Here is a 26,026-nt window from a genome sequence, read left to right as displayed (position 1 = left end):
TAAAACACCCTGCTGAATTAAAAACAAGCAGCTATTGCGACCTGTTTCAGGCCCAACAGTACGTATCGTTTTGTAACGTCAAAACAAAAAAAACCAGGCATCTGCCTGGGTTTTTTGCTTCAGTTTGTTCTGCTTGAATAAAACTACAGCTTGCCACTCAATGTCACGCCTATCCAGCGCGGTACTGCAGGAGTATAGCTATTCCAGGTTTTCAGTATAGGTGTACTGTCATTGAAAGCATTCTTGACGACCAGACTGAGGTCATAGGATTGATTGCGACTGCCTATGCCTATCGCTATGTCAGTAACGCTTTTTGCAGATATCCAGCCATAATCCGACAAGGAATTATCGCTATTATATTTACTGCTATACAGGGTATTCGTACTGGCATGGAATTCCCTGTTACCCAAAATTGGCAAGCGATAATCTACGCCCACATTAAAGCTGAATTTTGCAGCTCCCGGCAAGGCCTGACCCGAAACATCACGATATGGCGCAGCGCCGGTATAGCCATTTTCAGCAGGCTGGGCAGAGTTAGTGAAACTCTTATAGCGTGCATCGTTATAAGCACCCGAGAAACGTACCAGGGTATTGGGCAAGCCACTGTAGACGCCGTCAATTTCAAGACCCTGCGCCCTGACTTTTGGTACATTGCCGGTGGCCGAGGTGTAGTAGTTGGTGCCATCATTGTTCAGATTGGTGGTGTACACATCCAGCACGCGCACGGCTTGCTGGTAATCCTTGATATCCATGACGAACAATGCTGCATTCAAAATCAGCTTATTGTCCAGCAAGGCGGATTTCAAACCGAATTCAAAGGCACTGGTCTTTTCTGCCTTGACCAGATTGGATACCCCATTGGTAACCTGGGATATACCCGCTTTTTCACCATACTGCCAGGAAGCATAGCCAGTGATGTTGTCGTTGATTTTATAAGATGGACTGATCACGAAAGCTGGCAAACCACCCTTGAAAGCTTCTGCCTGCACTGGATTGAATACTACCCCGATTTGTGACTGGCGCAAGGCCTTGGCGGCTGCCACCTGGGCTTTTTGTGCTGTCGTCAAGCTATTGTAGGCAGTACCAGCTGCGCCTGTGATTGTTGTCCCGAAGTATTTGCTGGCCGCCAGATCAGCCAGGGCCAGTTGGCTGTCGGTGTTACCGGCATTCAGCAAGCCTGCACTATTCGATGAAAAGCCACCCAGTTGCACACCATTGATGGCAACAGGGTTCAGCTCGGGAGCATTGCCATAGTCTTTCAGCAGCGTGGAGGCAGTATTTTTGCGGTTCTCATAGGTATAACGCAAACCTGTGGTCAAAGTGAAGTCATCGCTGACATGCCAGTCGGCCTGGGCAAAAGCAGCAGCACTTTTGTTTTTGATTTTTTGCAGACCAGCCGGACTGTTAAAGGACATGTTCAAGCCATCCAGCGAGTTTTGCAGCAGATAGCGGCCAGCAGTATCCTTGTCCAGGGTGGTGTACTGACTGGCACTGGCAAACCAGGCACCCGCATCATTCGCCCATTGACGGCGATAATCCGCGCTATTGGTCACATTAAGGAAGAACAAGCCAGTCTGGTAATCGACCTTGCCACCAGGTTGAGAAGTCAGACGAATTTCCTGGCTGGCCTGGCGATAATCATTCCAGAAACCACCTGCATTGCGGTAGATGTCAAATGGTGTTCCTTCGTCATTGACAGCATTGAAATGGTAATCTTTGTAGGCAGTAATCGAAGTCAGCGTATGCGTACCCAGGTTCCAGTTCAACTCGGCAGATGCACCATTGCTGCCGGTAATCAGGGGACGCTGGTAATCATTGTTGACTGCATTTTGCCCGCCTCCATTCAGATAGTCCCTCAGATAAGTATAGCTGCTCTGCTGTGTGAACCAGCGGCGTGCCAGACGTACACTGGCATCTGTGCTCAGAGTATTCACACTGCCATTGGCATAGGTAGTTGGTGTTGCGGTATTGATGGTGCGGCCATTGGTGGTTTCGCCTGCGCGTGGCTGGGCATCAAAGGCAATGCGTGCGCTAAAATCTTTGGTTGGCGTCAACAAGAACTGCACGCGGCCAGAAACCCTGTCTTTATTGGTGTAGGTAATATTCTTGTTGTACAGATTAGTGATATCGCCAGCACCTTTACTGACACTCAGGGTACCGCGCCATGCCAGCACATCATCGACGATAGGGCCGCCAGCAGAGAAGCGACCTTGCACGGTATCGTTCTGTCCAAAAGTCAGGGAGTAGCTGGCATCAGGTGTAAATGAAGGTCGACGTGTCGTTACATTGATGACACCCACACTGGTATTCTTGCCCAGCAAGGTACCTTGAGGGCCGCGCGTAACTTCCACCGCATCGACATCGGTAAAGTCATAACTGGATGAGAGCGCGTTATAAGCATAATTGACACCATCAACGATCAGGCCCACGCTGGGATCTTGCGCCTCGGTCTGCCCTTGCTTGCCTATGCCACGTATCGACAGACTGCTGGTGCGTTGGTTACCCTGGTTCCAGGATACATTCGACACACGCTGGGCAATCGCGCCTATGTCGGTAGCTTGCAAGCGATCCAGTTCCTTGCCAGTAACCACTGAAACAGACAGAGGTACATCCTGCAGACGTTCTATACGGTTACGGCTGCGTACTGTTACTGCACCCAGAGTATCGACTTCTTCCGGAGCGCTCTTCGCTGCTTGCGCAGTTGCTGTACCGGCGGATGGATTAGCCTGTGCAGTAGCCGTTGGCGTGGCTGGTGCATTACTGATTGCCTGCTTGGCGATAATTTCCTTGAGGCGGGCGATCTCTGCCTGTAATTCGGCGACGCTGGGACCATCTGCTGCATGCAGGCTGCCAGACGCCAGCAAGGCAGCACCAGCCAATACGCTGGCGATGGGTGAGCGGCGGAATGGTACTTGCCCGCGACGGAGAGAAAAGAAGGACGGCGTTCGTGCTGATTTTGTTGATTGGTAATTGAGACTCATGCGTGTTGCTCCTGTAGCATTTGAAGGAAATGTTTCCTTGTGCTATCGCAAAGAGCGTGCCACGCGATCCGCTTATCGGGAAGACATGCAAAAATCCTGATCCAAATCGCGATCCATTCCACGCCTGTTGAATACCAGTCACATACAAAGATATTGTTCCTGCGTTGCTGCGCGTGCAGCAAGATTTTTGCCGCACTTTGCTGCATATCAGGCATGCCGCTACATATGCATATTCCACGTACTGCTGGACCATGAACAGCGTCAAACCTTGCAGCTGTTGCGTAGCCATCAGCCCGTGTTGACTACGCAACTTGTCGCATCGTTTCCAATTTTCTTGTCAGGGGTAAACAGCCAACTAATCAACTTGGCATGGTAGTTGCACTAACAGCGCAGACTGATCGTCTTCCATTCCAACTCTTGAAAGCCAAAAATGATCAAACGTAAAAACTTTATCGCCCTCGTCCTCAGTGTCGCCGCTGCCAGTGCCATGGCTCAACAAGCAAGCACACCTGCTGCTGGTACTACCAGTGCTGCCGAACAGGCATGGAAATACAAAACCAAACGCCTGGAACGCAGCGAAGTTGATGCCTTGCTGGCCAAGCCAGAAAAACTGGTCGTCATTGACGTACGTCGCCCGGATGAATTGACGGCCAAAGGCGGTTTCCCTGTGTACCTGAACATCCAGAACAAGGAACTGGAAAAAAGTCTGGCTTATATACCAAAAGACCGCGTGATATTAACAGTATCGAATCATGCAGTACGCGCCGGTGCAGCAGGAGACCTGCTAGCAGCCAAGGGCTTCACCGTTGCTGGTGCGACCGGTTCTGAAGACTATGAATCACAAGGTGGCACGATCACCAAGATAGCAGTGCCACCGCCGCGTACCGCAACAGGGACACCTGCAGCCGCGCCTGCAGTAACCACGGCTGCAGCTGCAGTCAAGAAAGACTGGTAATTGATACGGCAAGAATAGAAATGAATACAGTATGACTTCATCCATTACTTCTACGACGGCTAGTGATACGGCGGACACGGCAGGCACGGTGAGCAATACACCAGACAGTAACAAAAAGCATATTCTGTTATGGGACCTGCCTCTACGCCTGTTTCACTGGTTGCTGGTGTTAGCCATCACTATTGCAAGCGTCACTGGTTTTATAGGTGGTAACTGGATGAATTTGCATGCCAAGGCAGGCCTCGCTATCCTGGGCTTGCTCGGCTTTCGGCTTGCCTGGGGATTTGTCGGCACAACTTATGCCCGCTTCAGCAATTTTTTTCCATCACCGGGAAAGATCCGTCTATTTTTTCAAGGTCGATGGTCAACGCCAGGTCACAATCCTTTAGGTGCCATTTCAGTCTTTGCATTATTGCTGGCTGTAGCTGCGCAAGCTGGCAGCGGTTTGTTCAGCAATAACGACATCGATTTTACCGGCCCTTTGTTTAGCCTTGTCACAGAAAAGACTGCAGCTGCACTGACTTCATTTCATAAACTAAGTATTTATGCCTTGCTGGCATTGATTGCATTGCACATACTCGCCATCTTCTGGTACTTGAGATTTAAAAAACAGAACCTGCTCACGCCCATGGTCACTGGCTGGAAAGAAGTTGACGAAGATGCCCGGTCAGCAGCAAGCAAACCAAACTGGCTGGCGCTGATATTGTCACTGGCTTTGCTTGCAATCACTATCTACTTTGCCAGCGGCACATATTTCACTCAAGTCAAAGCGCCGGAAGTGGTGCACGAAAAACCAGCCTGGTAAGTAATCAGTTTATCCAATCGCTGTTTCTGAAAAAGCTGCCTGGACGGTAGCTTTTTTATTTGAGAAATACATTTGAATAGTCGAATTATTTCAGCATGTATCAACTTCATCAGGTTGTTGAGATTGCAGCAGCGTCTCGCGACCAGGCAGCTGAATTCCGTACATAACCCATACCAATACCAGCAATTTCTGTGCAAATCCATTGGCACACTTCCTGCAATAGAAGATGCAAGTCCAGTGGAAAATTTGTCTGCGCATTTCATAGTCAAAACCTGAATATCACAAGCAGATTTTCGTACATAGAAAGGGAAAAAACATGACCAGCATGACGTTTGAAAGCAGTGACTTTTTCTTGCGTAAGTCCGCAGTGAGAAGATCAAATCGCATAATACCCAAGCCAAAAGTAGCGCAAGAATTACCACCGGTAAAAGTAGTGGCGGTTTTACCTGCGCAAGATAAAACCGGCAAGCTCAACTGGAGCCTGAATACGCTGATTGTAGCTGTCGCTGGTGTGCATGTCGCACTGGTGTATGGCTTGCACCAGCCAATAAATGTCAGCCCTGTTGAGAAAGCCAAGGTCGTGCCACTCAGCATAGAAATTGCACCACCACCAGTGAAAGAGTTGCCACCGCCACCTCCTCCACCTGAAATCAAGCCCAGGCTGCAACCGCAGATCAAACCTGTGGCTGCGCCGGCAAGGACGCCACCGCCAGATAATGTGCCTGTAGTTAACACCGCACCAACGGACACCGCACCCGGCGCAAATACCGTGGCTGTTGCTGTGGCTGCACCAACAGCACCGCCTGCGCCAGTGGCAGCGCCGGCACCGCCTGAGCCAATCACAGAACCCAAAGGCTATGCAGGTTATTTGCAAAACCCTGCGCCCAACTATCCACCAGTTGCTCAGCGTCGCGGGTTGGAAGGTCAGGTCACCTTGAAAGTGCATGTACTCGCCAGCGGCCATCCCGACAATATCCAGATCGCCAAATCCAGCAGCCATCCAATACTCGATGAAGCAGCCATCAAGGCAGTCACATCCTGGGTTTTCCAGCCTGCCAAGCGCGGACAGACGGCTATCGATGGCTGGGTACACGTTCCCCTTATTTTTAAACTGTAAAGAGATCGCATCATGAATGATTACTACCTGAACCTTATCGTCCAAGCCTCCTTGTATGCCTTGTTGCTGTTTTCTGTCGTCACCTGGATATTGATCTTCGCCAAGGCGGTGCAACACTGGCGTCTGTCCAAACAGGACAAATTGTTTGCAAAAAAATTCTGGAGCGCGACCAGCCTGGATGCAGCAACTGCCATTGCCAGTGATGCCAGCCCCAAGTCCCGCCTGGCAAAAGTTGGGTTCGGTGCTCTGTACGTCAATGAAAAAAATGGCGAAGGCCACGACCTCGAACATAGTTGGGACAGACAAGAATTACTGGAGCGTCATTTGCGCCAGCAAATCCAGAAAGAATACCAGTCGCTGGAAAGCGGTTTGGCGGTGCTGGCATCGATAGGCAGCACTGCACCCTTCGTCGGCCTGTTTGGTACGGTATTCGGCATCATCCATGCCCTCAGTGCGATAGGTAAAAACGCCTCGGCCAGCATAGACGTGGTGGCTGGCCCTATCGGTGAAGCACTGGTCGCAACTGGCGTAGGTATCGCCGTTGCCGTACCTGCCGTATTGGCCTATAACTTTTATATCCGCCGTCTGAAAGTCACGGCTGCCGAGCTGGATAACTATGCGACTGACTTCGTCAACCTGGCACAAAAGAATGCCTTCCGCGTCAGCAAACCGGTCAATAAATCTGTTGATGCTGGCAAAGCTGCTCCTACCAACGATATCCCTGTCACAGGAGCGCTCGCATAATGGCCTTCTCAACTGGAAATGACCGCGGTGATGTGGTCAGCGAAATCAATATCACGCCGCTGGTGGATGTCATGCTGGTCTTGCTGGTGACCTTTATCATCACTGCCCCTTTGCTCAATAACGCAGTACGTATCAACCTGCCAAAAACGGCTGCAACGTCTACACCTGATACAACCAAGTCGGTCACAGTCAGCATAGATGCAGCCAACAAGGTGTTTATCGACAAGCGCGAAATCGCGCAAGAGGCATTGGAAGCTGAATTGAAATCCCAAGTCAGCGCCAGTCCTGACCTGGCACTCAGCCTGCAGGCTGATGAAGGCGTCCCATATCGCTCGGTCGCCAAGGTCATGGCGACCATACAAAAATCAGGTGTCAGCAAACTCTCCGTACTTACTGCCCCTACTGGTGGCTAAAACTCCCTAACACATTTCTCTAACTCATCTATCTCATTCATCTCTCTAGCTATTCTTGAAAGGACTATCCATGTTGTTAAAAAAACTGGCGATCTCTGCCCTGATACTGGGCACGCTGACACAAGCAGCCATTGCGGCAGATATCAACATACTCAACGTCTCTTACGACCCTACCCGTGAACTGTATCAGGATATCAACCAGGCTTTTGCCAAGCAGTGGAAGGCCAAGAGTGGCGATAACCTGAATTTCAAGCAATCGCATGGCGGCTCTGGCAAACAGGCCAGGACGGTGATCGATGGCCTGGATGCAGACGTGGTCACACTGGCCCTGGCCTATGACACTGATGCGATTGCAGAAGCTGGCTTGCTCGACAAAGCCTGGCAAAAGCGTTTGCCACATAATGCATCGCCTTACACCTCTACCATCGTCTTCCTGGTGCGCAAGGGCAATCCCAAAGGCATCAAGGACTGGGCTGATGTTGCCAAACCTGGTGTGTCCGTTATCACGGCAAATCCTAAGACCTCAGGTGGCGCACGCTGGGCTTATCTGGCAGCATGGGGTTATGCCTTGAAACAACCGGGTGGTTCTGAAGCACTGGCCAAAGACTATGTGCAGAGGGTCTACAAGAATGTACCAGTACTCGATTCTGGCGCGCGCGGATCAACAGTCACTTTTGCCGAGCGAGGTATAGGTGATGTCTTGCTATCCTGGGAAAACGAAGCGCATCTGGCATTGAAGGAATTTGGCGCGGATAAATTCGAGATCATCACCCCATCCATAAGCGTGCTGGCAGAACCACCAGTAGCCATTGTTGACAAGGTGGTTGACAAGCATGGCACACGCAAGGTCGCTGAAGCCTACCTGAACTATCTGTACACAGATGAAGCACAGGACATCATAGGCAAGAATTACTATCGTCCAACGACTGAAAAAGCGCTGAAGAAATATGCGAACACCTTTGCCAAAGTCAAACTGTTTGGCATAGATGACACCTTTGGCGGCTGGACCAAGACCCAGAAAACCCATTTTGCCGATGGCGGTGTATTTGATCAAATCTATCAACCAGCGAAAATCAGTCAAAACTAAAAATAGCAGACAAAACAATAGGGAAGCATTATGAATACAATAAAAATCAAGGCGCATTATCTGTTGCCACTTGCCTTGCTGGCAGGGCAGTCTCAAGCCGCCAGCTTGCAGGCAGCGGCGGACGCATTGAATGCAGCCAATACGCAATCTGTCAGCCTCATCGGTACTGGCAAGTGGTTCCAGTTTGGCCAGGCACCGGCACCAAGTCTGGCCTGGCCAGAATTTGATGTCAGCAGCTACAAGACATCCATCAACTATGACAAGGCCGCGGCGCGGGTACAAATCACGCGCTTGCAAACTGTTGACCCCAAGCGTGCGCGTCCCACTGCCACTGAACAAAAACCTGACCAATATGTCAGTGGCGCTTTGGCCTGGAATGCAACTACGGCAACCAATGGCAGCAGCAATTACAATCCGCAAAGGGCAGCGCTGGAAGAACGCCGCGCCGAAATCTGGTCTACTCCGCATGGTTTCATCCGCGCGGCACTGGCAAACAATGCCACGTCCAAAGCAAGCAAGGGGGGCGTAGAAATCAGCTTCAACGCTGATGGAAAATACCGTTATGTCGGTTTCATCAACAAAAATAACCAGTTGGAACAGGTAAAAACCTGGATAGATAATCCTGTGCTGGGTGATACTGAATTACTGACCAAATTCAGCCAGTACAAGGACTTTGGCGGGCAACAATATCCTGCACATATAGTCCGTAGTCTGGGTGGTCACCCTGTGCTGGATCTGCAAGTCGCTGAACTGCAAGTCAATACTCCAGTAGATATCAGCGCACCGGCAGAAGTCGTGAATGCAACGGCACCTGTCATCGCCGTGACGTCGACCAAGCTGGCAGATGGTGTGCATCACCTGACCGGTGGGACACATCACAGCGTAGCGATAGAACAGGCTGATCATATCGTCATTGTCGAAGCGCCCTTAAGCGAAGAGAGATCGCTGGCAGTGATTGCCAAAGCCAAGGAAATCATCCCCGGCAAGCCCATCAAATACCTGATCAATACCCATGCCCACTTTGATCATTCCGGTGGTTTGCGCACCTATGTCGATGAAGGGACGATCATCGTCACCCATCAGAAAAATCGTAGCTATTACCAAAAAATCTGGGCCAATCAACACAGCCTGAATCCTGACCGTCTGGCTGCGTCAAAAACCAAGGCACGTTTCGATACCTTCAAGGCCAGGCATGTCTTGACTGATGGCAAACGTGCGATAGAAATTTATCCTATTGCAGGCAATACCCACAATGATGCTTTCGCCCTGGTGTATCTGCCAGCCGAGAAAATCCTGGTTGAGGCTGATGCGTATAACCCACCGGCAGCCAATGCCCCGGCACTGGTACCTGCGAATCCTTACTCAGTCAATTTGTATGACAATCTTAAAAAATTGAAACTGGATGTTGACCAGATTGCTGGTTTGCACGGTCAGAAAGCCGTCAAGCTGGCTGATTTGCAGAGCTATATAGGGGTTAACTGAATGGTATCAACTAATCCGCATCAATTAATCTGATTAGTCTGTATGCAAAGCCGGGAATGTTGAAATGCATTCCCGGCTTTTTACGTTTTATGCATAGATAGTAAACTGCATGTGCTTATGCAAAGATATTCTTGTCCTCCATCGCAAATAGCTGCATCATCAAAATTACAATGTCAGCATTCTTTCAATTGAGATACACATGAGCCACTTCAATAAAAAACGCCGGCAAATGCTGGGCAGCCTGTCAGCACTGTCGCTAAGTTCCCTGATCAGTGAAACCAGCAATGCTGCTGACAATGCGGCAACTACAAAAAAACCAAACATCATTTTCATCCTTGCCGATGACCTGGGTTATGCAGATCTCAGCGTCTACGGGCAGACCGACTTCCAGACACCACAACTGGATCAACTGGCCAGGCAAGGCTTACGTTTTACCCAGGCTTATGCCAATTCGGCGGTGTGTTCGGCCACTCGCTTTGGCTTAATTACCGGACGCTATCAGTATCGTTTACGTGGTGGACTGGAAGAGCCTATCGCGGGTGCATCAGATACCATAGGATTGCCGCCTGAACACCCTACCCTGCCATCCCTTTTGAAAAAACAGTCTTATGCAACAGCCTTGTTTGGCAAGTGGCATTTAGGTTTCTTGCCAAAATTCAGCCCCCTGAAGAGTGGCTATGATGTGTTCTTTGGTAATTATGGTGGTGCCATTGATTATTTCACCCACAAAACCGGTGTAGGGCCGGATGCCAAAGACGGCTTGTTTGAAGATGAAGTGCCTGTCAACAAAGTGGGTTATTACACTGACCTGATCGCTGACCGGGCTGTGGCTTATGTCAAGCAGCAAAGCGCAGCCCAGCCTTTCTTCCTGTCCCTGCATTTCACAGCTCCACACTGGCCGTGGGAAACACCGGATGATGAAGCGGTATCACGCGAAATCAAATCTCTGTTCCATCTCGATAGCGGCAGTCTGGAAACTTACGGGAAAATGGTGGTGTCGCTGGATACTGCCATAGGCCGGGTATTAAAGAGTCTTGAGGAACAGGGGCTGGCAGACAATACCATCGTCATCTTTACCAGTGACAACGGTGGCGAACGCTTTTCCAGAACATGGCCGCTTAGTGGGCAAAAGACAGAATTGCTGGAAGGCGGCATACGCGTACCGGCAATCGTACGCTGGCCTGCGAAGATCAAGCCTGGCCAGGTCAGCAGCCAGGTTGCCATCAGCATGGACTGGTTACCCAGCTTGCTGGCTGCTGCCGGTGGCGCGCCCGACCCGGCCTACCCTAGCGATGGCCAGAATCTTTTGCCAGTCATCCTCGGTACACAGGCAGTGCAGCCCCGTACCTTGTACTGGCGCTACAAGGCCAACAAACAAAAAGCTGTGCGTTCTGGCGACTGGAAGTATCTGAAGATTGCGGATAATGAATTCCTGTTTGACGTGGCGCGTGATCCGCGTGAGCGGGCTAACCTGGCCCAAAAGAATCCTCAGGTATTTGCAAAATTAAAACAGGATTGGGAAAACTGGAATGCGCAAATGCTGCCTATCACAAAAGACGTGAGAACGCATGCCGTCGATGGCAAAGCTCAGGCTGACCGCTATCGTGCATTGCAGGACGAGTAATTTGCATCTCCCCCTGATGCTCAATGAGTATCAGGGGTCTTATTTCTTTTGCGACGCCAATTTTTCTGCCTTGCTGATACTGGCATTAATGGACACTGCCATCCCATCATCTGCCGGTAATTGCCCGACTATTCTTTTCCATGCCAGGACAGCTGCCTGGTAATCCTGTTTTTCATAGGCAGCACTGCCAAGTAGAGCCAGCGCCTGTATATGGCCAGGTTTAATGATCAATGCCTTTTGCAGCAATTGCTCAGGTTCGCCAGATAAATTCTGTTGCCTGCTCACCGCCAGGGTCACTGCATAATCAGTCAGCACGTCAGCATCATCTGGCCGCAAGCGTATCAACTGCTGGTAGGCGTTCACGGCAAGATCAAAGCGTCGCAAGGTTTCGTAGGAGCGTGCAAGACGTCGCCAGCCTTCTACGTCATCAGGCTGCTTTTGCAAACGTGCAGCGAGGCCATCGACCATAGCCAATATCTGTTTCTGTCCTATTCCCTGCTTCCCTTGTTGAGCATTTATTTCCTTGTCAAATTGGGGTTGGGTGATTGCCTGGATGTTACCCAGATAGGCGTACAGGATAGCTGCCGAGCATAGTACGGCAATGAGAAACGCGCCAGCCTGACGTAACAGCCAAGTCTTGAACTGGTTTTCCTTGGCATTGTCACTGTGAGCACGGTGTACCAGCAATACGCGCAAGGGAAGAGCACTGGCCAGTACCAGCAACAGCAGACATAGCATGTAGAAAGAAATCATGACCAAATTCAATAATTAAAATCAAGGCAAGGGATCAGAAAAATGTCGCCTGCTTATTGTCAATTTCGCTGATTCCACTGATTCAAGATCATCGTCGTTACCAGACATGATTTTTACCCTGGTAAATAGGAATACCAGCGCAGCCAGCAATAACAAGTAGGGGCCTACCCAGAGCAATGCAGTCTGATAATTGAATGGCGGGCGGTAGTGCACAAAGTCACCATAGCGTGCCACCAGGAAGTCGGTTATTTCTCGTTCATTTTGTCCCTGCTGGAATTTTTCGCGGATTTGCTGTTTCAGGTTCATCGCCAGTTCGGCATGTGAATCTGCCAGAGTCTGGTTCTGGCAAACCAGGCAGCGCAATTCCTCAGAGAGTTTCTGTACGCGTTGATCGATGCTGAGTGTTTCTGCCTGACTGACAGTTGCCATGAGCACGAGGGTGATACTGAGTACCCACCGCATGAGTTTTTTAAAGTGCGGATTCATATCATTGCTCACGCTGCAGTTGATCAATCAAGGGTTGTAATTTGCCAAATACGATTTGCTCGGTCAGCGGGCCTACATGCTTGTAGCGCACCAGACCGTGGCTATCGATGACAAAGGTTTCGGGCACACCGACCACGCCGTAGTCAGTCGCAGCTCGGCCATCGACATCCTGTACGGACAATTGATAGGGATTACCAAAGTCACTCAGCCAGCGTTTGGCATCTGCTGCCTTGTCCATATAATCGAGCCCTATGACTGGCGCAGAGAGCTGACCGGCAAATTTGATCAGTACCGGATGCTCATGGCGGCAAGACTCGCACCATGAAGCCCAGACATTCAGCAGCCATACCTTGCCTTTGAGACTGGATGACTGAAAGTGTCCTTGCTGTTCAACTTGCGGCAATGAAAAACCGGGGGCTGGTTTGCCTATCAAGGCAGAAGGCAGCTCGTCCGTCTTGATGAGCAAACCTGTCGCCAGGAAGGCCAGCAAGATCACAAACCCTAACAAGGGCAGTAAAAAGCGCTTCATGCTGGCTCCGCATTCTGGAAGTTTTCTGCAGGTGTAGGGGCGCGAGTCTGCTGTGTGACGATCACAGCTGCGGGCTTATATCTGCGCACCAGCGCAGCCAGCAAGCCACCCAAGGCGATGGCGAGGCAGCCTGCCCAGATCCAGCTCATGAAAGGTTTGATTTGCACCCTGACCATCCAACCCTGGTCTTTACTGGCTTCACCCAGAGAGATGTACACATCCCTGAGCCAGCCGCGATCAATGGCGGCCTCGGTCATGGGCATGTTTTGTGCAGTATAGATGCGGCGTTCTGGTTCCAGCTGTAAAGTTGTATCTGCTTTACTGACTATAAAGTAGCCCCTGGCTGCAATGTAATTCGGGCCATCGATTTTTTCCAGCGACTTGAAAAACACGTCATAACCTGCCAGTTGCACATGCGCTCCGGGGCGCAAGTGATAATCCTCGCTGGTTTCCAGACTCTTGACCGCACTGACCCCTATCGTAAAAATGGCGACGCCTGCATGGGCCACGACCATACCCCAGAAATCCAGTGACGGCGCGTGCAGGCTCTCCCACCAGCTTGCATCACCGGCAGGCCTGTACACCCGCTTAATGACTTGCCCTGCAGTAGCCAGTAATATCCATACCGCCAGGCCAACGCCAAGCCCGAGCATGAAGCTATAGTGATAAGTCAGCGCACCAGCCGCAGACAAAGCCAGCAACAGGGCAGTCAGTAAAAACCCGCCCAGATTTTCTCGCTTCACCTGTTTCCATGCAAGGTAAGGTGCCAATGCCATGAGAAACAGCACCGGTAGAATCAGAGGCACAAAAGTCGCTTCAAAATATGGCGGCCCTACCGAAATCTTCCCTAGTTGCAGGGCATCCAGAAATAAGGGATACAGTGTTCCCAACAATACTGTAGCTGCCACCACCAGGAGCAGCACATTATTCAGTAGCAAAGCCGTTTCTTTTGATACAGGTGCATAAGCTGTATTCGAACGAATTTGCGGTGCGCGCCATGCGTACAGACCCAAAGCACCACCACTGACCAACGCCAGGAAGATGAGGATAAACACGCCACGCTTAGGGTCAGAAGCAAAAGCATGTACCGAAGTCAGCACACCTGAGCGTACCAGGAAAGTGCCCAGCAGTGACAGCGAGAAAGCCAATATCGCCAGCAGGATGGTCCAGCTTTTGAAGCTGTCGCGCTTTTCACTGACAATCAGGGTATGCAGCAAAGCCGTGCCCACCAGCCATGGCATGAAGGAGGCATTTTCCACCGCATCCCAAAACCACCAGCCACCCCAGCCCAGTTCATAGTATGCCCAGAAGCTGCCCATGAAAATGCCCAACGTCAGGAAGGTCCAGGCTGACAAAGTCCAGGGGCGCACCTGGTGCGCCCAGTCACGTTCAACTTTGCCATCCATAAGCGCTGCCAGGGCAAAAGCGAATGCCACGGAAAACCCCACATAGCCCATGTACAGCAGAGGCGGGTGGATAATCATGCCCGGGTCTTGCAGCAGAGGATTGAGGTCGCGCCCCTCTGCTACAGCAGGAAAGACGCGGGTAAATGGATTGGAAGTGAACAGGATAAAACTTAAAAAACCAAAACTGATTGCGCCCATGAAGGCCAAGACCCTGGCCAGGAAAACTGCAGTCAAAGCACGGCTACGCCATGCAACTGCCAGGCCCCAGCCTGCCAGTATCAAAACCCAGAGCAAGAGTGAGCCTTCATGTCCACCCCAGCTACCGGCAATTTTATAAAACACGGGCAAGCGGGTATTTGAATGTGCTGCGACATAGGCAACAGAAAAATCATCACTGACAAAGCCAGCAATCAAAATTACAAAAGACAACAAGGTCAACAAGAACTGTGAAGCTGCCAGCGGCCTCGCCATTGCTATCCAGACAGCTTGTTTTTTGACTATCCCCAGACTTGGAATGACCGCTTGCAGGGCCGAGAAAACCAGTGCCAGTATCAGGGCGAAATGCCCAAGTTCGATGATCATGGCAGTGGTACTCCGGACTTGGCTTGCGCCCGGTCTATCGCATATTTCGCGTCCGGCGGCATGTAATTTTCATCATGCTTGGCCAGCACTTGCTCGGCAATGAATACACCCGCCTGTGCCAGCTTACCCTGTGCTACTACGCCCTTACCTTCCTTGAACAGATCGGGCAAGATGCCGCGGTATTGCACCGCCAGGCTATTGCGTGTATCAGTCACCAGAAAACGTACTGTAATGCCATCTTCCAGTGTTTTCAGGCTGCCATTCTCAACCATGCCGCCGACACGAAAACTATGCTGCAAGGGCGCTTCGCCTGCGCTGATTTGTGTAGGTGTAAAAAAGAACACCAGATTCTTTTGAAAGGCATTCAAGATAAAAAATGTCGCCAATGCCAGTAAAGAAAGGCTGACTGCCACCAGCAGCAGGCGCTTGTGTCGTGCTTTCATGTTGCCCCGCCAGCTTCAGAGTCACGGATTTTCTGCTCCAGCTTTAGCTCACGCAAGAGCGCTTTCTTTGCGAGCCCTACACTGAACAGCTCCAGCGCGAGAGTGGCAAAGAATACCAGCGCAGCCCCCCACACATACAAGGCATATCCACCCATGGCAATAAAGACTGACCAGTTTTGCCAGATCATGATGTTGCTCCCACTTCAGCCTGCACCCAGGCGCTATGCCTTTCCCTGTCCAGTATCAACAGGCGCACACGCCACAACACGATGGCAATGACATATGCCCACAATGCCAGGGTCATCACCAGCATGCCGCTGAGCATGATATTGGCCATCTTGGGTGCTGCACTCAGGCTGACCGATGCCCCCTGATGCAGAGTATTCCACCACTTGACGGAGAAATAAATGATGGGGATATTCACGACACCCACCAGCGCCAGCACTGCACCAGCACGGTCAGCGCGGCGGCTATCGTCAATCGCCGCTTGCAAGGCGATCAGCCCAAGATACAGGAACAGCAAGATCAATTCAGAAGTCAGGCGCGCATCCCAGACCCACCAGGCACCCCAGGTAGGCCTGCCCCAGAATGCCCCTGTCCATAAGGCCAAAAAAGTGAACAAAGCGCCCGTAGGTGCCAGGGCACGCGCCAGCAATGCAGCGAGACGGGTATTGAAGATCAGGCTGATCGCCGACCAGAAGCTCAGGGCCAGATAGATCAGCATGGACAGCCAGGCAGCAGGCACATGAATGAAAATGATGCGATAAGCCTCGCCTTGCTGCCGGTCAGTCGGTGCGATCAGAAAACCCAGCACCAGGCCAACAACAGTCAACACGCCAGCGAGCGCAAACAGCCAGGGTATGCATTTTCCTGCCACCCGATAAAAAACCGGTGGCGAAGCCAGCGCAAACCAGCTGCTGCTTTTGGCTGTACTTGAAAAGTGATCCAGACTCAACGTGTTCATGCGATTGCTGTTTGCCTTGAAAGGGTAATCAAACTAAAAATGTCATCAAAAAAAAATGAAAAAAATGCTCGCCGTAAAGCGAGCAAAAATGAACCCCTAGAGATGTACGACGTAGTAAATATACCTTGCGGCTTTTAAAAAGTATGCGAATTAATTCAGATATGAATATGTAGCTGCATGTTGCGAATACAGCAGATAAACACAAGGGATGTTGAGAATTGAGCTGATAACCAAACCAGGTATCAGTCAGGCATCAGTCAAGCATGATGCGCAAGCTATAGCTACTTGCGACAGGAGAAAGAACAGCTAAAGCAGCCAGCATTCCGGCCAGGACATACCAGTAGGCAGCAGTATCCAGACCTGCGTTGTGCGCAACAAATACGCCGCAGCCAAAGATAAGCACGGGTATGGTCAAAGGCAAGACCAGCAAAGATAACAAGACCGCACTACCACGCGTGCCCAGTGTCAATGCAGCACCCATGGCACCAATCAGGCTGAGTACAGGTGTACCGAGCAAAAGACTGAGTACCAGCACACTTATGGCGTCAAAAGGCAAATCAAATTGCAACGCCAACAAGGGCACCACAAAAACAAGGGGCAAACCAGACACCAGAAAATGTGCCAGTATTTTCCCACTGACAATGACAACCAGTGGTTCTGAGGACAAGAGCATCTGTTCCAGCGTACCATCAGCATAATCGCTGGCAAACAAGCGTGGTGCTGCCAGCATGGATGACAGCAATGCTGCCACCCAGATGATGCCTGGTGCTATCGTTTGCAACAAAACCTTATCAGCTCCCACACCCAACGGAAACAGGCTGACAATCAGCACAAAGAAAACCATGGTGCTCAACACATCTGAACGACGTCGCCATGCGAGTCGCAAATCACGTCCGGCCACAGCCAGAAACAGCATCAGCATCAGCATGGAGGTTCACCGAGCCACAATTCATGATGATCAGCTACCTGCAAATCGATGTCCTGATGCGTGGTGTAAATCAGCAAGCCACCTTGTTGCAAGTGTGCACGCAATATCGCTGTTAACGCTGCAGCAGCTTTCTGATCCAGTGCACTGAAGGCTTCATCGAGTATCAATAGCTGCGGCAGATCCGGCAAATATAATCTGGCCAATGCCAGACGTTTACGCTGCCCTTGTGATAACTGACCTGCGGGCAATAGCGCAGTCTGTAGCAAGCCCATGGCATCCAGTGCCGCGCAAGCCATCGCATAAGAACAATACTGACCGGCCAGTCTGGCATGGAAAGCGATATTTTCCCAGGCCAGCAAATCGTCCTTGATGCTGTTTGCATGACCAAGAAAGAGCAGGTGTTGGTGAAATTCTTCTTTTAGTTTTTGTATGCTTTTTCCTCGCCACAATACAGAACCTGTTGCCGGGCTGGCCAAGCCGCAGAGTATGCGTAACAAACTTGATTTACCGCTGCCATTACTACCCCTGACATACAGGGCATGACCGGCACGCAATTGAATCTGAATACCCGAGAACAGGTAGCGATGTCCCTTGAGGCATGCCACCTGGCTGGCCTCGAATTCGATTGGCATGCACGGAGCCGTAATTAGCAGAGGTCGCTGACTATTAATCCCGGTTTGCTGATACATGCGCTTTTTGCCTGCGTAGATGAGATGGCTATCTGGAATAGCCGACAATGAATTAGCCTGAGCCTGGGACTGATCAGAATCGCCTTGAACACGCATTTTAACTGCCCTGCCAGGCCCAACGAAGTTGCATTTCCTTCGATGCTTATTACAACTCCTTCTAAACACTATGCCTTATGTGGCTTAGAATAATTTCGTAGCAAATCGATATGTTTTGTCCCTCGCTTTGATGACACAGGTGCAGATATTGCGTGCCTGTTTTTCTCGCACTTAAAATTTCAGGCCATTTTATAAGAGCACTTGCTTCTTTATTGTGAGTAGTTCTCTGGAAAAAGTTTTAGAAAAAGTTGTGTTTTTGCCAAATTGTATTACAATGCTTGCAATTCTTTCTTATTTACCATTTTTTTGGACCTTATCCATGTTTTCCCTACGCGCTTTTATCTTTGTTTCTCTTACACTCGTGGCACAGGTAAGCATTGCGCAAGAGTGGGTACTCGCAGTGAATGAAGGTGTAACCTATCAAGATGGCAGCCCTATCAGCGAGCGTTATAAGCCATTAGTCGACCTGCTGGAGAAAGAACTCAAACATCCCATCAAAGTGCAGGCAGTGGACAGATACAGTAATTTCGAGGCAGGTCTCGACGCTGAACGTTATGATCTGGTATTTATCCATCCTGCACATATAGGCTTGCGTGCGGCCAAGAGCGGGAAATATTTTGGACTGGTCAGCGCCAAAGATTTTACTGAATACCGTGCCCGCGTATTCGTCAAAAAAGACTCTGTTATAAAAACCATCGCTGATCTGCGCGATAAAAAAGTAGGGGTACCCTCGCTGGAATCCATCACTACGGTCATGTTCACGGCCAACCTGACTGAGTTAGGCTTTCGCGATCCGGCTTCACGCTTTAGCGCTACCCGCTACCAGGATGCTGTTCCCTTCATGGTAGAAAATGGTTTTGTTGAAGCTGGCGTTACAGGTTCAGGTGCTGTTGCCAAAGACTGGGTCGCCAAAGGCGGGCGTGTGATTGGAGAAACAAAACCTGTCCCTATCAAGCAATTTCTGGCCTCACGAAAACTGAGTACAGATCAACGTGACAAGCTGCAAAATATTTTGCTTAAACTCAGCGAAAACGATGCCGGGAAAGTGGCATTAAAGAGCATCAATATGAAGGGTTTTGTGCCATGGGACAATGCAGTCATGGCAGATGCAATCAAGCGACTTGGCCTGTAAAATAGTCCAGGCATAGCAAAAGGGTACAGATTACATCTGTACCCTTTTTGATTGTAGCGCCTGATTTGTTTGCTTCTACGCTTACAATCCTAACTTGGCAGCCAGGCCTATGCGTTGCAATTTGCCGGTGGCACCCTTGGGTATTTCTTCCAGAAACAATATCTTGCGCGGTATCTTGAAATCAGCCAGGCGTATGGCGGCAAATTCTCGCAATTCCTTTTCTGTAGCTGTCGTCCCTTCACGCAATACCACGGCAGCCCCTACCTCTTCACCCAGCTTGTCGTGGGGTATGCCAAAAGTAACGACTTGCTGTACCGCAGGATGATCCATCAAAATTTCATCAACTTCACGCGGGGAGATTTTCTCGCCGCCGCGGCTGATGATTTCCTTGAGACGACCAGTAATGCTGAGGTAGCCATCCACATCCATGATGCCCTGGTCACCGGTACGGAACCAGCCATTGGTATAAGCTTCTGCATTGGCCTTGGCATTATTTTCATAGCCTGCCGTCACATTCGGGCCACGGATAACGATTTCGCCTGTCAGTCCACGCTCCAGCAAATTACCATCCACGTCCATGATCGCGACTTCAGGGCCGGCGGCAATGCCGACCGAGCCGGGTATGCGCCTGGCAGGCGGCAGTGGGTTACTGGCCATCTGATGTGCGGCTTCGGTCATGCCATAGGCCTCAATCAAAGGGGTCTTGAAAACAGCTTCAAGTTCACTGATAACTTGCGGCGGCATGGAAGATGATGATGAGCGTATGAAGCGCAAGGGATTGGCCGCAATCACGTCATGATTTTGCGCTGCGCGCGCAACGATGGTCTGGTGCATGGTAGGCACGGCGGTGTACCAGGTAGGTTTCGCTTCTGTCATCCAGCTAAAGAATTTCAGGGCATTAAAGCCTGGTGTGCAAAAGATGCTGCTACCAGCCGACAAGGGTGCCAGCAAACCCGCGATCAGACCGTGGATATGGAACAGCGGCATGATATTGAGACCACGGTCAGCCGCAGTCAATTGCAGGTTGTCGCGTACATTGCAGCCAGAGGCACAGATATTGATATTCGACAGTGGCACGATCTTGGGACGTGAGGTAGTGCCTGAGGTATGCAATATCAGGCCTATGTCTTCAGGCGCAGCAGGGCCAGGAGTGAAGGATGCACTGGCAGCTTGCGGATTGACCTGCGTCAGCGTGAATGCACCTGTGCCCTCGTCACTGGGAGTCAGTTCCAGCACCTGTATCTTCAACTTGTCAGCAATTGCCAGCGCAGGTGAAGTACTGCCCTTCTCTACCACCAGCGCTTTGGCATGCAGGTCAGACAGATAGAATTCAAATTCATCAGCACGATAGACAGGGTTCAGCGGTGCAGCAGTGGCAGCCGCAGCAATGCAGACAAAGGCGCTGGCCATTTCCGGGCCATTCGGCAGGACGATGGCAACCCTGTCCTGGCGGCCTATGCCAAAGCTGTTCAGGGTAGCCAGGGTTCTTTGCTGGTTGGCGCGCAGGTCACGGTAAGTCAGCGGCTTGGCACCTGGCGCTTGCAGAGCGATGGCATTGTCAGAGCCGACGGCGAGTAATTCGACGAGTGTGGAAAATCTTTGCATGATTGCTTTCTATGATAAAAAGTAAATCCCTTGATGCAGTACAGTTCAGTCGCTTACTTCTTCTGCTTACTGACTACTGAATACGCAGTTTGCCATTTTGTTCCTGCACCGTACGTGCCAGCAGCGCAGTCAGTGCATACACCGCTTCTATGTTCGGCGTGGCAGTGTCAGTAATCTTGCCCATTTCTATGACAGTGCCAACCAGCGCCTCCAACTCTATGGGGCGGCCAGCTTCAATATCCTGCAGCATCGAAGTCTTGTGCTTGCCAACAGCAGCAGCACCGGCGATACGTTTGTCTATGGTGACCTTGAAATTCACACCCAGCTTTTCACCTATCACCTGCCCTTCACGCATCATGCGCGCCACCAGTTCGCGTACCGGTGCAAATTCGCAGATATCTACCAGCGTCGCATGAGTCAGCGCACTGATGGGATTGAAACTCAGGTTACCCCAGAGCTTGAGCCAGATTTCTGAGCGGATGTCAGACGAGATCGGTGCCTTGAAACCCGCCTGGCGCAAGGCATCAGCCAACATGTGTATGCGTGGTGTATCACTGCCATCAATCTCACCCAGTGAAAAGCGGTTGCCTTCTATGTGCTTGATGACGCCAGGCGCGATGATCTCGCAGGCAGGGTAGATGATGCAGCCTATGACTTTATTCACATCGATGCTGGCAGTTACCACGCCACCAGGATCGACTGCTTCTACCCTGCGCCCTTCATAGTCACCACCATGCTTGTGGAAATACCACCAGGGCACGCCGTTCTGTGCCGTCACTACGATAGATTCTGGCCCCAGCAAGGCAGGTATGTCAGCAGCCACTGCTGCGACCTGATGGGCCTTCATGCCAAGGATGACGACATCCTGCACCGGCAAATCAGCAATACGGTCCGTAGCGAAGAGGTTTGCCACATGCTCGCTGCCATCATCCATGATCAGTTTCATGCCGTTTTCACGCACCGCCTGCAAATTGGCACCGCGTATCACGACGCTGACTTCATGCCCCAACCCGGCAAGCTTGACTGCCAGGTAACCACCAATTGCGCCTGCGCCTACGACTGCTATTTTCATTTAGTATTTTCCTCAAGGCTTTCGAAATTGTTCCGCAGACTGCCTATACCGTCTATGACGATTTCCACTACCTGACCGCTGCGCATGGGGCCAGCGCCGGTCGATGTGCCACAGGCAATCACGTCACCCGGGTACAAAGTCATCTCGCGTGAAATCATGCTGACTATCTGCGCTGGCGCAAAGATCATATCGCGACAGGGATAATTTTGCCGCTCCTTGCCATTTAAAAATGTTTTGACTGTCAGCGTTTGCGGATCCAGCCCGGTCGCAATCACGGGTCCGAACACACCAAAGCTGTCACAACTTTTTGCCCGGCACCACTGTGCAAATGTCGTATCACGCTGCAGCAATTCCAATGCTGTCACATCGTTGACACAGGTGTAGCCGAAAATGCTGGCGACGGCCATGCCCTCATCCACATTGGTGCAAGTCTTGCCTATCACGATACCCAGTTCGCCTTCATACAGGATCTTTCCTTCATATGCCGGTGGGCGTTTGATGATGCCATCGTGCGGCAAGTAAGAATTGGAAGTCTTGATGAAATACAAAGGCTCGGCAGGAATGGCCTGCCCCAGCTTTTCAGCCAGTTCATGATAATTGTTCCACAGGCCTATCATTTTTGAGGCCAGACTTGGTGTTAGCAAACGCACCTCGCTCAATGCCAGCGTTTGACCAGTTGGCCTGGGATTATCGAACAGATCACCCTCAAAGACGGTGATGATGCCAGCGTCAAGACTGCCAAAGCCGGGCTGATTTGCATGTTCAAAGCGTAACCAATGTGTCATGTCGATAAAAATACCTAGGATTAAGAAGCAGTTTTAATCTCTTAACAAATAAGCATATGCTAAAGGTAATTTTGTTAAATAACATTAAATGAATTATTATAGTCTAGTCGAATCGGCTAGCAAATTCGACAAAATTTTTTGCATATGATTGTGCACCCTAGTATGGCCCTGCATTGCTTCTATTCACCTCTCAGATTTTGATTAAAGGACAGGCGCATGACTCTGGAAATATCCCTCAAGCCAGAAATCCCTCTGGTAGAAACCGCCTCACAGTATCGCTGGCTACAATTATTGTTAGGCATTATTTGCATGGCGATGATCGCCAATCTTCAATATGGCTGGACCTTGTTTGTTGACCCTCTGGATCAAAAATACCATTGGGGTCGCAAAGCCATACAGGTTGCATTCTTTATTTTTGTGCTTACCGAAACCTGGCTGGTGCCAGTAGAAGGCTATCTGGTTGATAAATTCGGTCCCCGTCCGGTAGTGCTGGTCGGTGGTTTGCTGATAGGCCTGGCCTGGGTCATGAACTCCTATGCAGATTCATTGACCATGCTGTATATCGCTGCAGCAATCGGTGGCATTGGCGCTGGTGCTGTATATGGCACTTGTGTGGGGAATGCGCTCAAATGGTTCCCGGACCGTCGCGGGTTGGCAGCAGGCCTGACCGCCGCCGGATTTGGCATGGGGTCGGCGCTGACCATCATCCCTATTTCAGCCATGATCAAGAACAGCGGCTATGAATCAGCCTTCCTGTATTTTGGCCTGGGTCAGGGCCTGGTCGTATTCTTGCTGTCCTTCTTGCTGAGTACGCCAAAAACAGCCCCGACTACAGCAACACCAGCGGCACGCATCAGCCAGACCAAGGTAGATTTCACCTGGAAGCAAATGATCAAGACACCGGTGTTCTGGGTCATGTACCTGATGTTCGTCATGATGGCTGCTGGTGGCCTGGTCGCCACGGCACAACTGGCCCCTATCGCCAAGGATTTTAAAATTGCTGAAATTCCTGTATCGCTGATAGGCTTCACCTTGCCTGCCCTGACCTTTGCCCTGTCCCTGGATCGCATTTTCAATGGCATCACGCGCCCCTTCTTTGGCTGGGTATCCGACAATATAGGTCGTGAAAACACCATGTTCATCGCTTTTACGATGGAGGCTGTGGGTATCCTGGCACTGAGTATTTTTGGTAAAGACCCTGTCCTTTTCGTCTTGCTGACCGGCCTGGTATTTTTTGGCTGGGGAGAAATCTACAGCCTCTTCCCTTCCACTTGCGGCGACACCTTTGGCAGCAAATTTGCTGCAACAAATGCCGGCCTGCTCTACACAGCCAAGGGTACTGCGTCCTTGCTGGTGCCACTGTCTGTTTATGTAGTAGAAGCCTATAAAGGCTGGCACGAAGTATTCTATATAGCCGCAGGTTTGAATGCCCTGGCCGCCATCATGGCACTGGCCGTACTCAAACCCATGCGTGCACGCATGCGCAATTTGCAGTGAACCTGTACCGTAACCGATAAAAAATACAATAAAGAAAAAACGCAGCAAAGAAAACTTTGCTGCGTTTTTTTATCCGGCAGACATCATCATCCGGCACTAATTCCCACGCTGCATCTCTGCCATGACGGCATTTTGTATGCCCTCAATGGTTTTATCTTTTTGCATCTTCTGCAAAATCTCAGTCAGGGCAGGTACCAGCGCTGCATGCTTCTTGTTGAGGTAATGGAATACCGGAAAAGTAGCCAAAGGAGGTGCGAGAGCTGTGATATCGGTCTGCTTCATCTCATCCAGCACAGCCTGGCCAGAGATACGATTTGAGACCACGATGTCGGAACGCCCAAGCAGCATTTTTTGAAACGCCTGGCGCACCGTGGGCGCTGACTCCAGCTTCATCCCTATCGTGTTTTGCTCAATGATCTTGATGCCTTTGACAAAGCCTATCGTGTAGGGCCGCAAACTCTCCCAGCCATTGACGACAAAATTGGTACCATTGGTGAAAATAACAATTTCATAGGTCAGTAATGGTACAGGGATGATGACCAGGTTAGGGTAATCCCTGTCCATGCCCAGCTTGCGATAAAGCTCAGCATCCATTTCGCCATTATTGGCGCTGCGCAGGGAACGCTCGCCAGGCAGATAATGGACATTCATGTTCATGCCCAGTCTGCGGTAAGCGATCTCCATGATCCTTTCCGCTATTTTTGTGGCCGGGTCTTTTTCTATCAGCGTTGAAATTTGCAGGAGCTTGCTGTCCTGCGACAGGGCAATCGTTGGCAATAAACCTGACAGGCAGGCAAGTTGTAATAAAGTTCTACGATGCACGGCTAACTCCCCTAACAACAAACAAAATTCTATGTTTGCAGGATAAAACGAATCCCGTTTTTAAAATACAGTGCATCAGAGTAATTTATCATTGCGAAACAGAAAATGACAAATGTTTGCAAACACGAATTCATAGTGTTTCAAACCATTCACATGGCCCATGGCGGAAGACAAAAAACCTGCTTGAAGCAGGCTTTTCAAGTTTTCAAATCCCGCTGAATTTCGCTATGGGTGATACCTCAGCAATCCTGAAACGCCACAGGATAGAAGAGATTTTCCCCTCTTCAAAAATTAAGTCGTTTTTACAACGATTTAACAAATATTTGAAAATCTAGTCTTATTTATAATTTATCTGAAAAATATAACAAGATATTATTCAATTGATCCTCACCTGATTCTTTATAGAGACTCATCGGAGCTTTCTCTCAGTTTTATATTCGGTAATCAAATCGCACCTCCAATTCAATACAGGAATAATATGAAAATCTCGATTCTTGGAGCAGCATTTCTGGGATTGATCATGTCAAGTTCAATTTGCCATGCAGATGACAAAGCAATTTGTGATGCTGGAAAAGGGAGCTATATCACTGGCACAGTCACATCAGGTCCAAAGTTCACAAGCGGGAAATTCCTTAAGGGCGTTGAGCTCTCGCATACCCACCTGAGCGTGAAAGTTGATGGATCTGGTGATATCTATGACGTAGCAATAGATAATGTATTTGCTACAGGCTATGTGAAGAACAGCAAAAAAGTGCCCCCTTTATTGAGCCAGATCAAAGTTGGCGACAACTTGAAACTGTGCGGACAGGAATATACAGACGGCACAAAAGGCATCCATTGGGTGCATACCGACTGCCAGCAAACGCCAAGTCCCAGCAAGCCGAATGGATTCATCAAGATCGTCCAAAAAGATGGCACAAGCAGCGACAATCTTGAGAGTCTGGAAACCTATTGCCGACTCTGGAATTAAAACTCTCATCCAAGCTGAATGTCATAGTGGTGAACTCTGCATCTCCGGGGGCATCAGTC

25 protein-coding genes are annotated in these 26,026 nt (G+C 50.3%); 11 read left to right on the top strand and 14 right to left on the bottom strand.

Going from position 1 to position 26,026, the window contains the following annotated elements; translation table 11 throughout:
* Positions 1-143: 143 nt before the first annotated feature.
* On the bottom strand, positions 144-2,981 hold the full coding sequence (locus AC3WQT_RS08020; protein WP_492703361.1) for a TonB-dependent receptor domain-containing protein: 2,838 nt from the start codon (positions 2,979-2,981) through the stop codon (positions 144-146).
* A 430-nt stretch (positions 2,982-3,411) separates the two neighbouring features.
* Between AC3WQT_RS08020 and AC3WQT_RS08015 the strand changes: the two genes are divergently transcribed.
* The 8 genes from AC3WQT_RS08015 to AC3WQT_RS07980 all read left to right on the top strand — a co-directional run bounded on the left by AC3WQT_RS08015 (position 3,412) and on the right by AC3WQT_RS07980 (position 11,208).
* On the top strand, positions 3,412-3,936 hold the full coding sequence (locus AC3WQT_RS08015) for a rhodanese-like domain-containing protein (protein WP_492703359.1): 525 nt from the start codon (positions 3,412-3,414) through the stop codon (positions 3,934-3,936).
* Between the two features lie 31 nt (positions 3,937-3,967).
* On the top strand, positions 3,968-4,741 hold the full coding sequence (locus tag AC3WQT_RS08010) for a cytochrome b/b6 domain-containing protein (RefSeq protein ID WP_492703358.1): 774 nt from the start codon (positions 3,968-3,970) through the stop codon (positions 4,739-4,741).
* Between the two features lie 316 nt (positions 4,742-5,057).
* Complete coding sequence (locus AC3WQT_RS08005; protein WP_492703356.1) at positions 5,058-5,858, top strand: energy transducer TonB; 801 nt, start codon at positions 5,058-5,060, stop codon at positions 5,856-5,858.
* Between the two features lie 12 nt (positions 5,859-5,870).
* Positions 5,871-6,602, top strand: coding sequence for a MotA/TolQ/ExbB proton channel family protein (locus tag AC3WQT_RS08000; protein ID WP_492703355.1), 732 nt, complete (start codon positions 5,871-5,873; stop codon positions 6,600-6,602).
* Entirely contained in the window at positions 6,602-7,015 is a 414-nt protein-coding gene (locus AC3WQT_RS07995) for an ExbD/TolR family protein (RefSeq protein WP_492703353.1), read from the top strand. The genes AC3WQT_RS08000 and AC3WQT_RS07995 overlap by 1 nt, the downstream gene beginning before the upstream one ends.
* Positions 7,016-7,085: 70 nt before the next feature.
* Complete coding sequence (locus AC3WQT_RS07990) at positions 7,086-8,102, top strand: sulfate ABC transporter substrate-binding protein (RefSeq protein ID WP_492703352.1); 1,017 nt, start codon at positions 7,086-7,088, stop codon at positions 8,100-8,102.
* A 30-nt stretch (positions 8,103-8,132) separates the two neighbouring features.
* Positions 8,133-9,584 carry an MBL fold metallo-hydrolase gene (locus AC3WQT_RS07985; protein ID WP_492703350.1) on the top strand — a complete coding sequence of 484 codons (1,452 nt, stop codon included), beginning with the start codon at positions 8,133-8,135 and terminating at the stop codon, positions 9,582-9,584.
* Between the two features lie 199 nt (positions 9,585-9,783).
* A complete protein-coding gene (locus AC3WQT_RS07980) occupies positions 9,784-11,208 on the top strand; it encodes a sulfatase family protein (protein ID WP_492703349.1) in 1,425 nt (474 codons plus the stop codon).
* A 39-nt stretch (positions 11,209-11,247) separates the two neighbouring features.
* On the opposite strand, the gene AC3WQT_RS07975 is transcribed toward AC3WQT_RS07980, so the two are convergent.
* From AC3WQT_RS07975 to ccmA, 9 genes are all read right to left on the bottom strand, one after another.
* Complete coding sequence (locus AC3WQT_RS07975) at positions 11,248-11,961, bottom strand: tetratricopeptide repeat protein (protein ID WP_492703347.1); 714 nt, start codon at positions 11,959-11,961, stop codon at positions 11,248-11,250.
* 21 nt (positions 11,962-11,982) lie between these two features.
* A complete protein-coding gene (locus tag AC3WQT_RS07970; RefSeq protein ID WP_492703346.1) occupies positions 11,983-12,447 on the bottom strand; it encodes a cytochrome c-type biogenesis protein in 465 nt (154 codons plus the stop codon).
* Position 12,448: 1 nt separating this feature from the next.
* On the bottom strand, positions 12,449-12,976 hold the full coding sequence (locus tag AC3WQT_RS07965; RefSeq protein ID WP_492703345.1) for a DsbE family thiol:disulfide interchange protein: 528 nt from the start codon (positions 12,974-12,976) through the stop codon (positions 12,449-12,451).
* On the bottom strand, positions 12,973-14,964 hold the full coding sequence (locus tag AC3WQT_RS07960) for a heme lyase CcmF/NrfE family subunit (protein WP_492703343.1): 1,992 nt from the start codon (positions 14,962-14,964) through the stop codon (positions 12,973-12,975). The genes AC3WQT_RS07965 and AC3WQT_RS07960 overlap by 4 nt, the downstream gene beginning before the upstream one ends.
* The gene (gene ccmE / locus AC3WQT_RS07955) at positions 14,961-15,407 is read right to left on the bottom strand and encodes a cytochrome c maturation protein CcmE (protein ID WP_492703342.1); all 447 of its coding nucleotides are present in this window, start codon (positions 15,405-15,407) and stop codon (positions 14,961-14,963) included. Before ccmE ends, AC3WQT_RS07960 begins: the two co-directional genes overlap by 4 nt.
* On the bottom strand, positions 15,404-15,595 hold the full coding sequence (gene ccmD, locus AC3WQT_RS07950) for a heme exporter protein CcmD (protein WP_492703341.1): 192 nt from the start codon (positions 15,593-15,595) through the stop codon (positions 15,404-15,406). Before ccmD ends, ccmE begins: the two co-directional genes overlap by 4 nt.
* On the bottom strand, positions 15,592-16,371 hold the full coding sequence (gene ccmC / locus AC3WQT_RS07945; RefSeq protein WP_492703340.1) for a heme ABC transporter permease CcmC: 780 nt from the start codon (positions 16,369-16,371) through the stop codon (positions 15,592-15,594). Before ccmC ends, ccmD begins: the two co-directional genes overlap by 4 nt.
* 253 nt (positions 16,372-16,624) lie before the next feature.
* The gene (ccmB, locus tag AC3WQT_RS07940; RefSeq protein ID WP_492703339.1) at positions 16,625-17,299 is read right to left on the bottom strand and encodes a heme exporter protein CcmB; all 675 of its coding nucleotides are present in this window, start codon (positions 17,297-17,299) and stop codon (positions 16,625-16,627) included.
* Positions 17,293-17,931, bottom strand: a complete 639-nt coding sequence (gene ccmA / locus AC3WQT_RS07935; RefSeq protein ID WP_492703338.1) for a cytochrome c biogenesis heme-transporting ATPase CcmA — start codon at positions 17,929-17,931, stop codon at positions 17,293-17,295. Before ccmA ends, ccmB begins: the two co-directional genes overlap by 7 nt.
* A gap of 472 nt (positions 17,932-18,403) precedes the next feature.
* Here ccmA and AC3WQT_RS07930 point away from each other — a divergent pair, with 472 nt between their 5' ends.
* Complete coding sequence (locus tag AC3WQT_RS07930) at positions 18,404-19,216, top strand: phosphate/phosphite/phosphonate ABC transporter substrate-binding protein (RefSeq protein ID WP_492703336.1); 813 nt, start codon at positions 18,404-18,406, stop codon at positions 19,214-19,216.
* 81 nt (positions 19,217-19,297) lie between these two features.
* Here the strand turns inward: AC3WQT_RS07930 and AC3WQT_RS07925 are convergent, their stop codons facing one another.
* The 3 genes from AC3WQT_RS07925 to AC3WQT_RS07915 all read right to left on the bottom strand — a co-directional run bounded on the left by AC3WQT_RS07925 (position 19,298) and on the right by AC3WQT_RS07915 (position 22,678).
* Positions 19,298-20,821, bottom strand: coding sequence for an acyl--CoA ligase (locus AC3WQT_RS07925; protein ID WP_492703335.1), 1,524 nt, complete (start codon positions 20,819-20,821; stop codon positions 19,298-19,300).
* Positions 20,822-20,894: 73 nt separating this feature from the next.
* Positions 20,895-21,893, bottom strand: coding sequence for a 2-dehydropantoate 2-reductase (locus AC3WQT_RS07920; protein WP_492703333.1), 999 nt, complete (start codon positions 21,891-21,893; stop codon positions 20,895-20,897).
* Entirely contained in the window at positions 21,890-22,678 is a 789-nt protein-coding gene (locus AC3WQT_RS07915; protein ID WP_492703332.1) for a fumarylacetoacetate hydrolase family protein, read from the bottom strand. Before AC3WQT_RS07915 ends, AC3WQT_RS07920 begins: the two co-directional genes overlap by 4 nt.
* Positions 22,679-22,894: 216 nt before the next feature.
* Between AC3WQT_RS07915 and oxlT the strand changes: the two genes are divergently transcribed.
* Entirely contained in the window at positions 22,895-24,175 is a 1,281-nt protein-coding gene (gene oxlT / locus AC3WQT_RS07910) for an oxalate/formate MFS antiporter (RefSeq protein ID WP_492703331.1), read from the top strand.
* A gap of 96 nt (positions 24,176-24,271) precedes the next feature.
* Here the strand turns inward: oxlT and AC3WQT_RS07905 are convergent, their stop codons facing one another.
* A complete protein-coding gene (locus tag AC3WQT_RS07905) occupies positions 24,272-24,997 on the bottom strand; it encodes a substrate-binding periplasmic protein (protein ID WP_492703330.1) in 726 nt (241 codons plus the stop codon).
* A gap of 478 nt (positions 24,998-25,475) precedes the next feature.
* On the opposite strand from AC3WQT_RS07905, the gene AC3WQT_RS07900 reads away from it, so the two are divergent.
* A complete protein-coding gene (locus AC3WQT_RS07900) occupies positions 25,476-25,967 on the top strand; it encodes a hypothetical protein (RefSeq protein WP_492703329.1) in 492 nt (163 codons plus the stop codon).
* The last annotated feature ends 59 nt before the right edge of the window (positions 25,968-26,026 follow it).

Source organism: Undibacterium sp. FW305-107 (assembly GCF_058788535.1).
This window is presented reverse-complemented; position numbering and strand designations above follow the sequence as displayed.

Coding starts and splice junctions, on each gene's coding strand:
- AC3WQT_RS08020 (WP_492703361.1), bottom strand. CDS start 2,981: ATGAGTCTCAATTACCAATCAACAAAATCAGCACGAACGCCGTCCTTC.
- AC3WQT_RS08015 (WP_492703359.1), top strand. CDS start 3,412: ATGATCAAACGTAAAAACTTTATCGCCCTCGTCCTCAGTGTCGCCGCT.
- AC3WQT_RS08010 (WP_492703358.1), top strand. CDS start 3,968: ATGACTTCATCCATTACTTCTACGACGGCTAGTGATACGGCGGACACG.
- AC3WQT_RS08005 (WP_492703356.1), top strand. CDS start 5,058: ATGACCAGCATGACGTTTGAAAGCAGTGACTTTTTCTTGCGTAAGTCC.
- AC3WQT_RS08000 (WP_492703355.1), top strand. CDS start 5,871: ATGAATGATTACTACCTGAACCTTATCGTCCAAGCCTCCTTGTATGCC.
- AC3WQT_RS07995 (WP_492703353.1), top strand. CDS start 6,602: ATGGCCTTCTCAACTGGAAATGACCGCGGTGATGTGGTCAGCGAAATC.
- AC3WQT_RS07990 (WP_492703352.1), top strand. CDS start 7,086: ATGTTGTTAAAAAAACTGGCGATCTCTGCCCTGATACTGGGCACGCTG.
- AC3WQT_RS07985 (WP_492703350.1), top strand. CDS start 8,133: ATGAATACAATAAAAATCAAGGCGCATTATCTGTTGCCACTTGCCTTG.
- AC3WQT_RS07980 (WP_492703349.1), top strand. CDS start 9,784: ATGAGCCACTTCAATAAAAAACGCCGGCAAATGCTGGGCAGCCTGTCA.
- AC3WQT_RS07975 (WP_492703347.1), bottom strand. CDS start 11,961: ATGATTTCTTTCTACATGCTATGTCTGCTGTTGCTGGTACTGGCCAGT.
- AC3WQT_RS07970 (WP_492703346.1), bottom strand. CDS start 12,447: ATGAATCCGCACTTTAAAAAACTCATGCGGTGGGTACTCAGTATCACC.
- AC3WQT_RS07965 (WP_492703345.1), bottom strand. CDS start 12,976: ATGAAGCGCTTTTTACTGCCCTTGTTAGGGTTTGTGATCTTGCTGGCC.
- AC3WQT_RS07960 (WP_492703343.1), bottom strand. CDS start 14,964: ATGATCATCGAACTTGGGCATTTCGCCCTGATACTGGCACTGGTTTTC.
- ccmE (WP_492703342.1), bottom strand. CDS start 15,407: ATGAAAGCACGACACAAGCGCCTGCTGCTGGTGGCAGTCAGCCTTTCT.
- ccmD (WP_492703341.1), bottom strand. CDS start 15,595: ATGATCTGGCAAAACTGGTCAGTCTTTATTGCCATGGGTGGATATGCC.
- ccmC (WP_492703340.1), bottom strand. CDS start 16,371: ATGAACACGTTGAGTCTGGATCACTTTTCAAGTACAGCCAAAAGCAGC.
- ccmB (WP_492703339.1), bottom strand. CDS start 17,299: ATGCTGATGCTGATGCTGTTTCTGGCTGTGGCCGGACGTGATTTGCGA.
- ccmA (WP_492703338.1), bottom strand. CDS start 17,931: ATGCCAATCGAATTCGAGGCCAGCCAGGTGGCATGCCTCAAGGGACAT.
- AC3WQT_RS07930 (WP_492703336.1), top strand. CDS start 18,404: ATGTTTTCCCTACGCGCTTTTATCTTTGTTTCTCTTACACTCGTGGCA.
- AC3WQT_RS07925 (WP_492703335.1), bottom strand. CDS start 20,821: ATGCAAAGATTTTCCACACTCGTCGAATTACTCGCCGTCGGCTCTGAC.
- AC3WQT_RS07920 (WP_492703333.1), bottom strand. CDS start 21,893: ATGAAAATAGCAGTCGTAGGCGCAGGCGCAATTGGTGGTTACCTGGCA.
- AC3WQT_RS07915 (WP_492703332.1), bottom strand. CDS start 22,678: ATGACACATTGGTTACGCTTTGAACATGCAAATCAGCCCGGCTTTGGC.
- oxlT (WP_492703331.1), top strand. CDS start 22,895: ATGACTCTGGAAATATCCCTCAAGCCAGAAATCCCTCTGGTAGAAACC.
- AC3WQT_RS07900 (WP_492703329.1), top strand. CDS start 25,476: ATGAAAATCTCGATTCTTGGAGCAGCATTTCTGGGATTGATCATGTCA.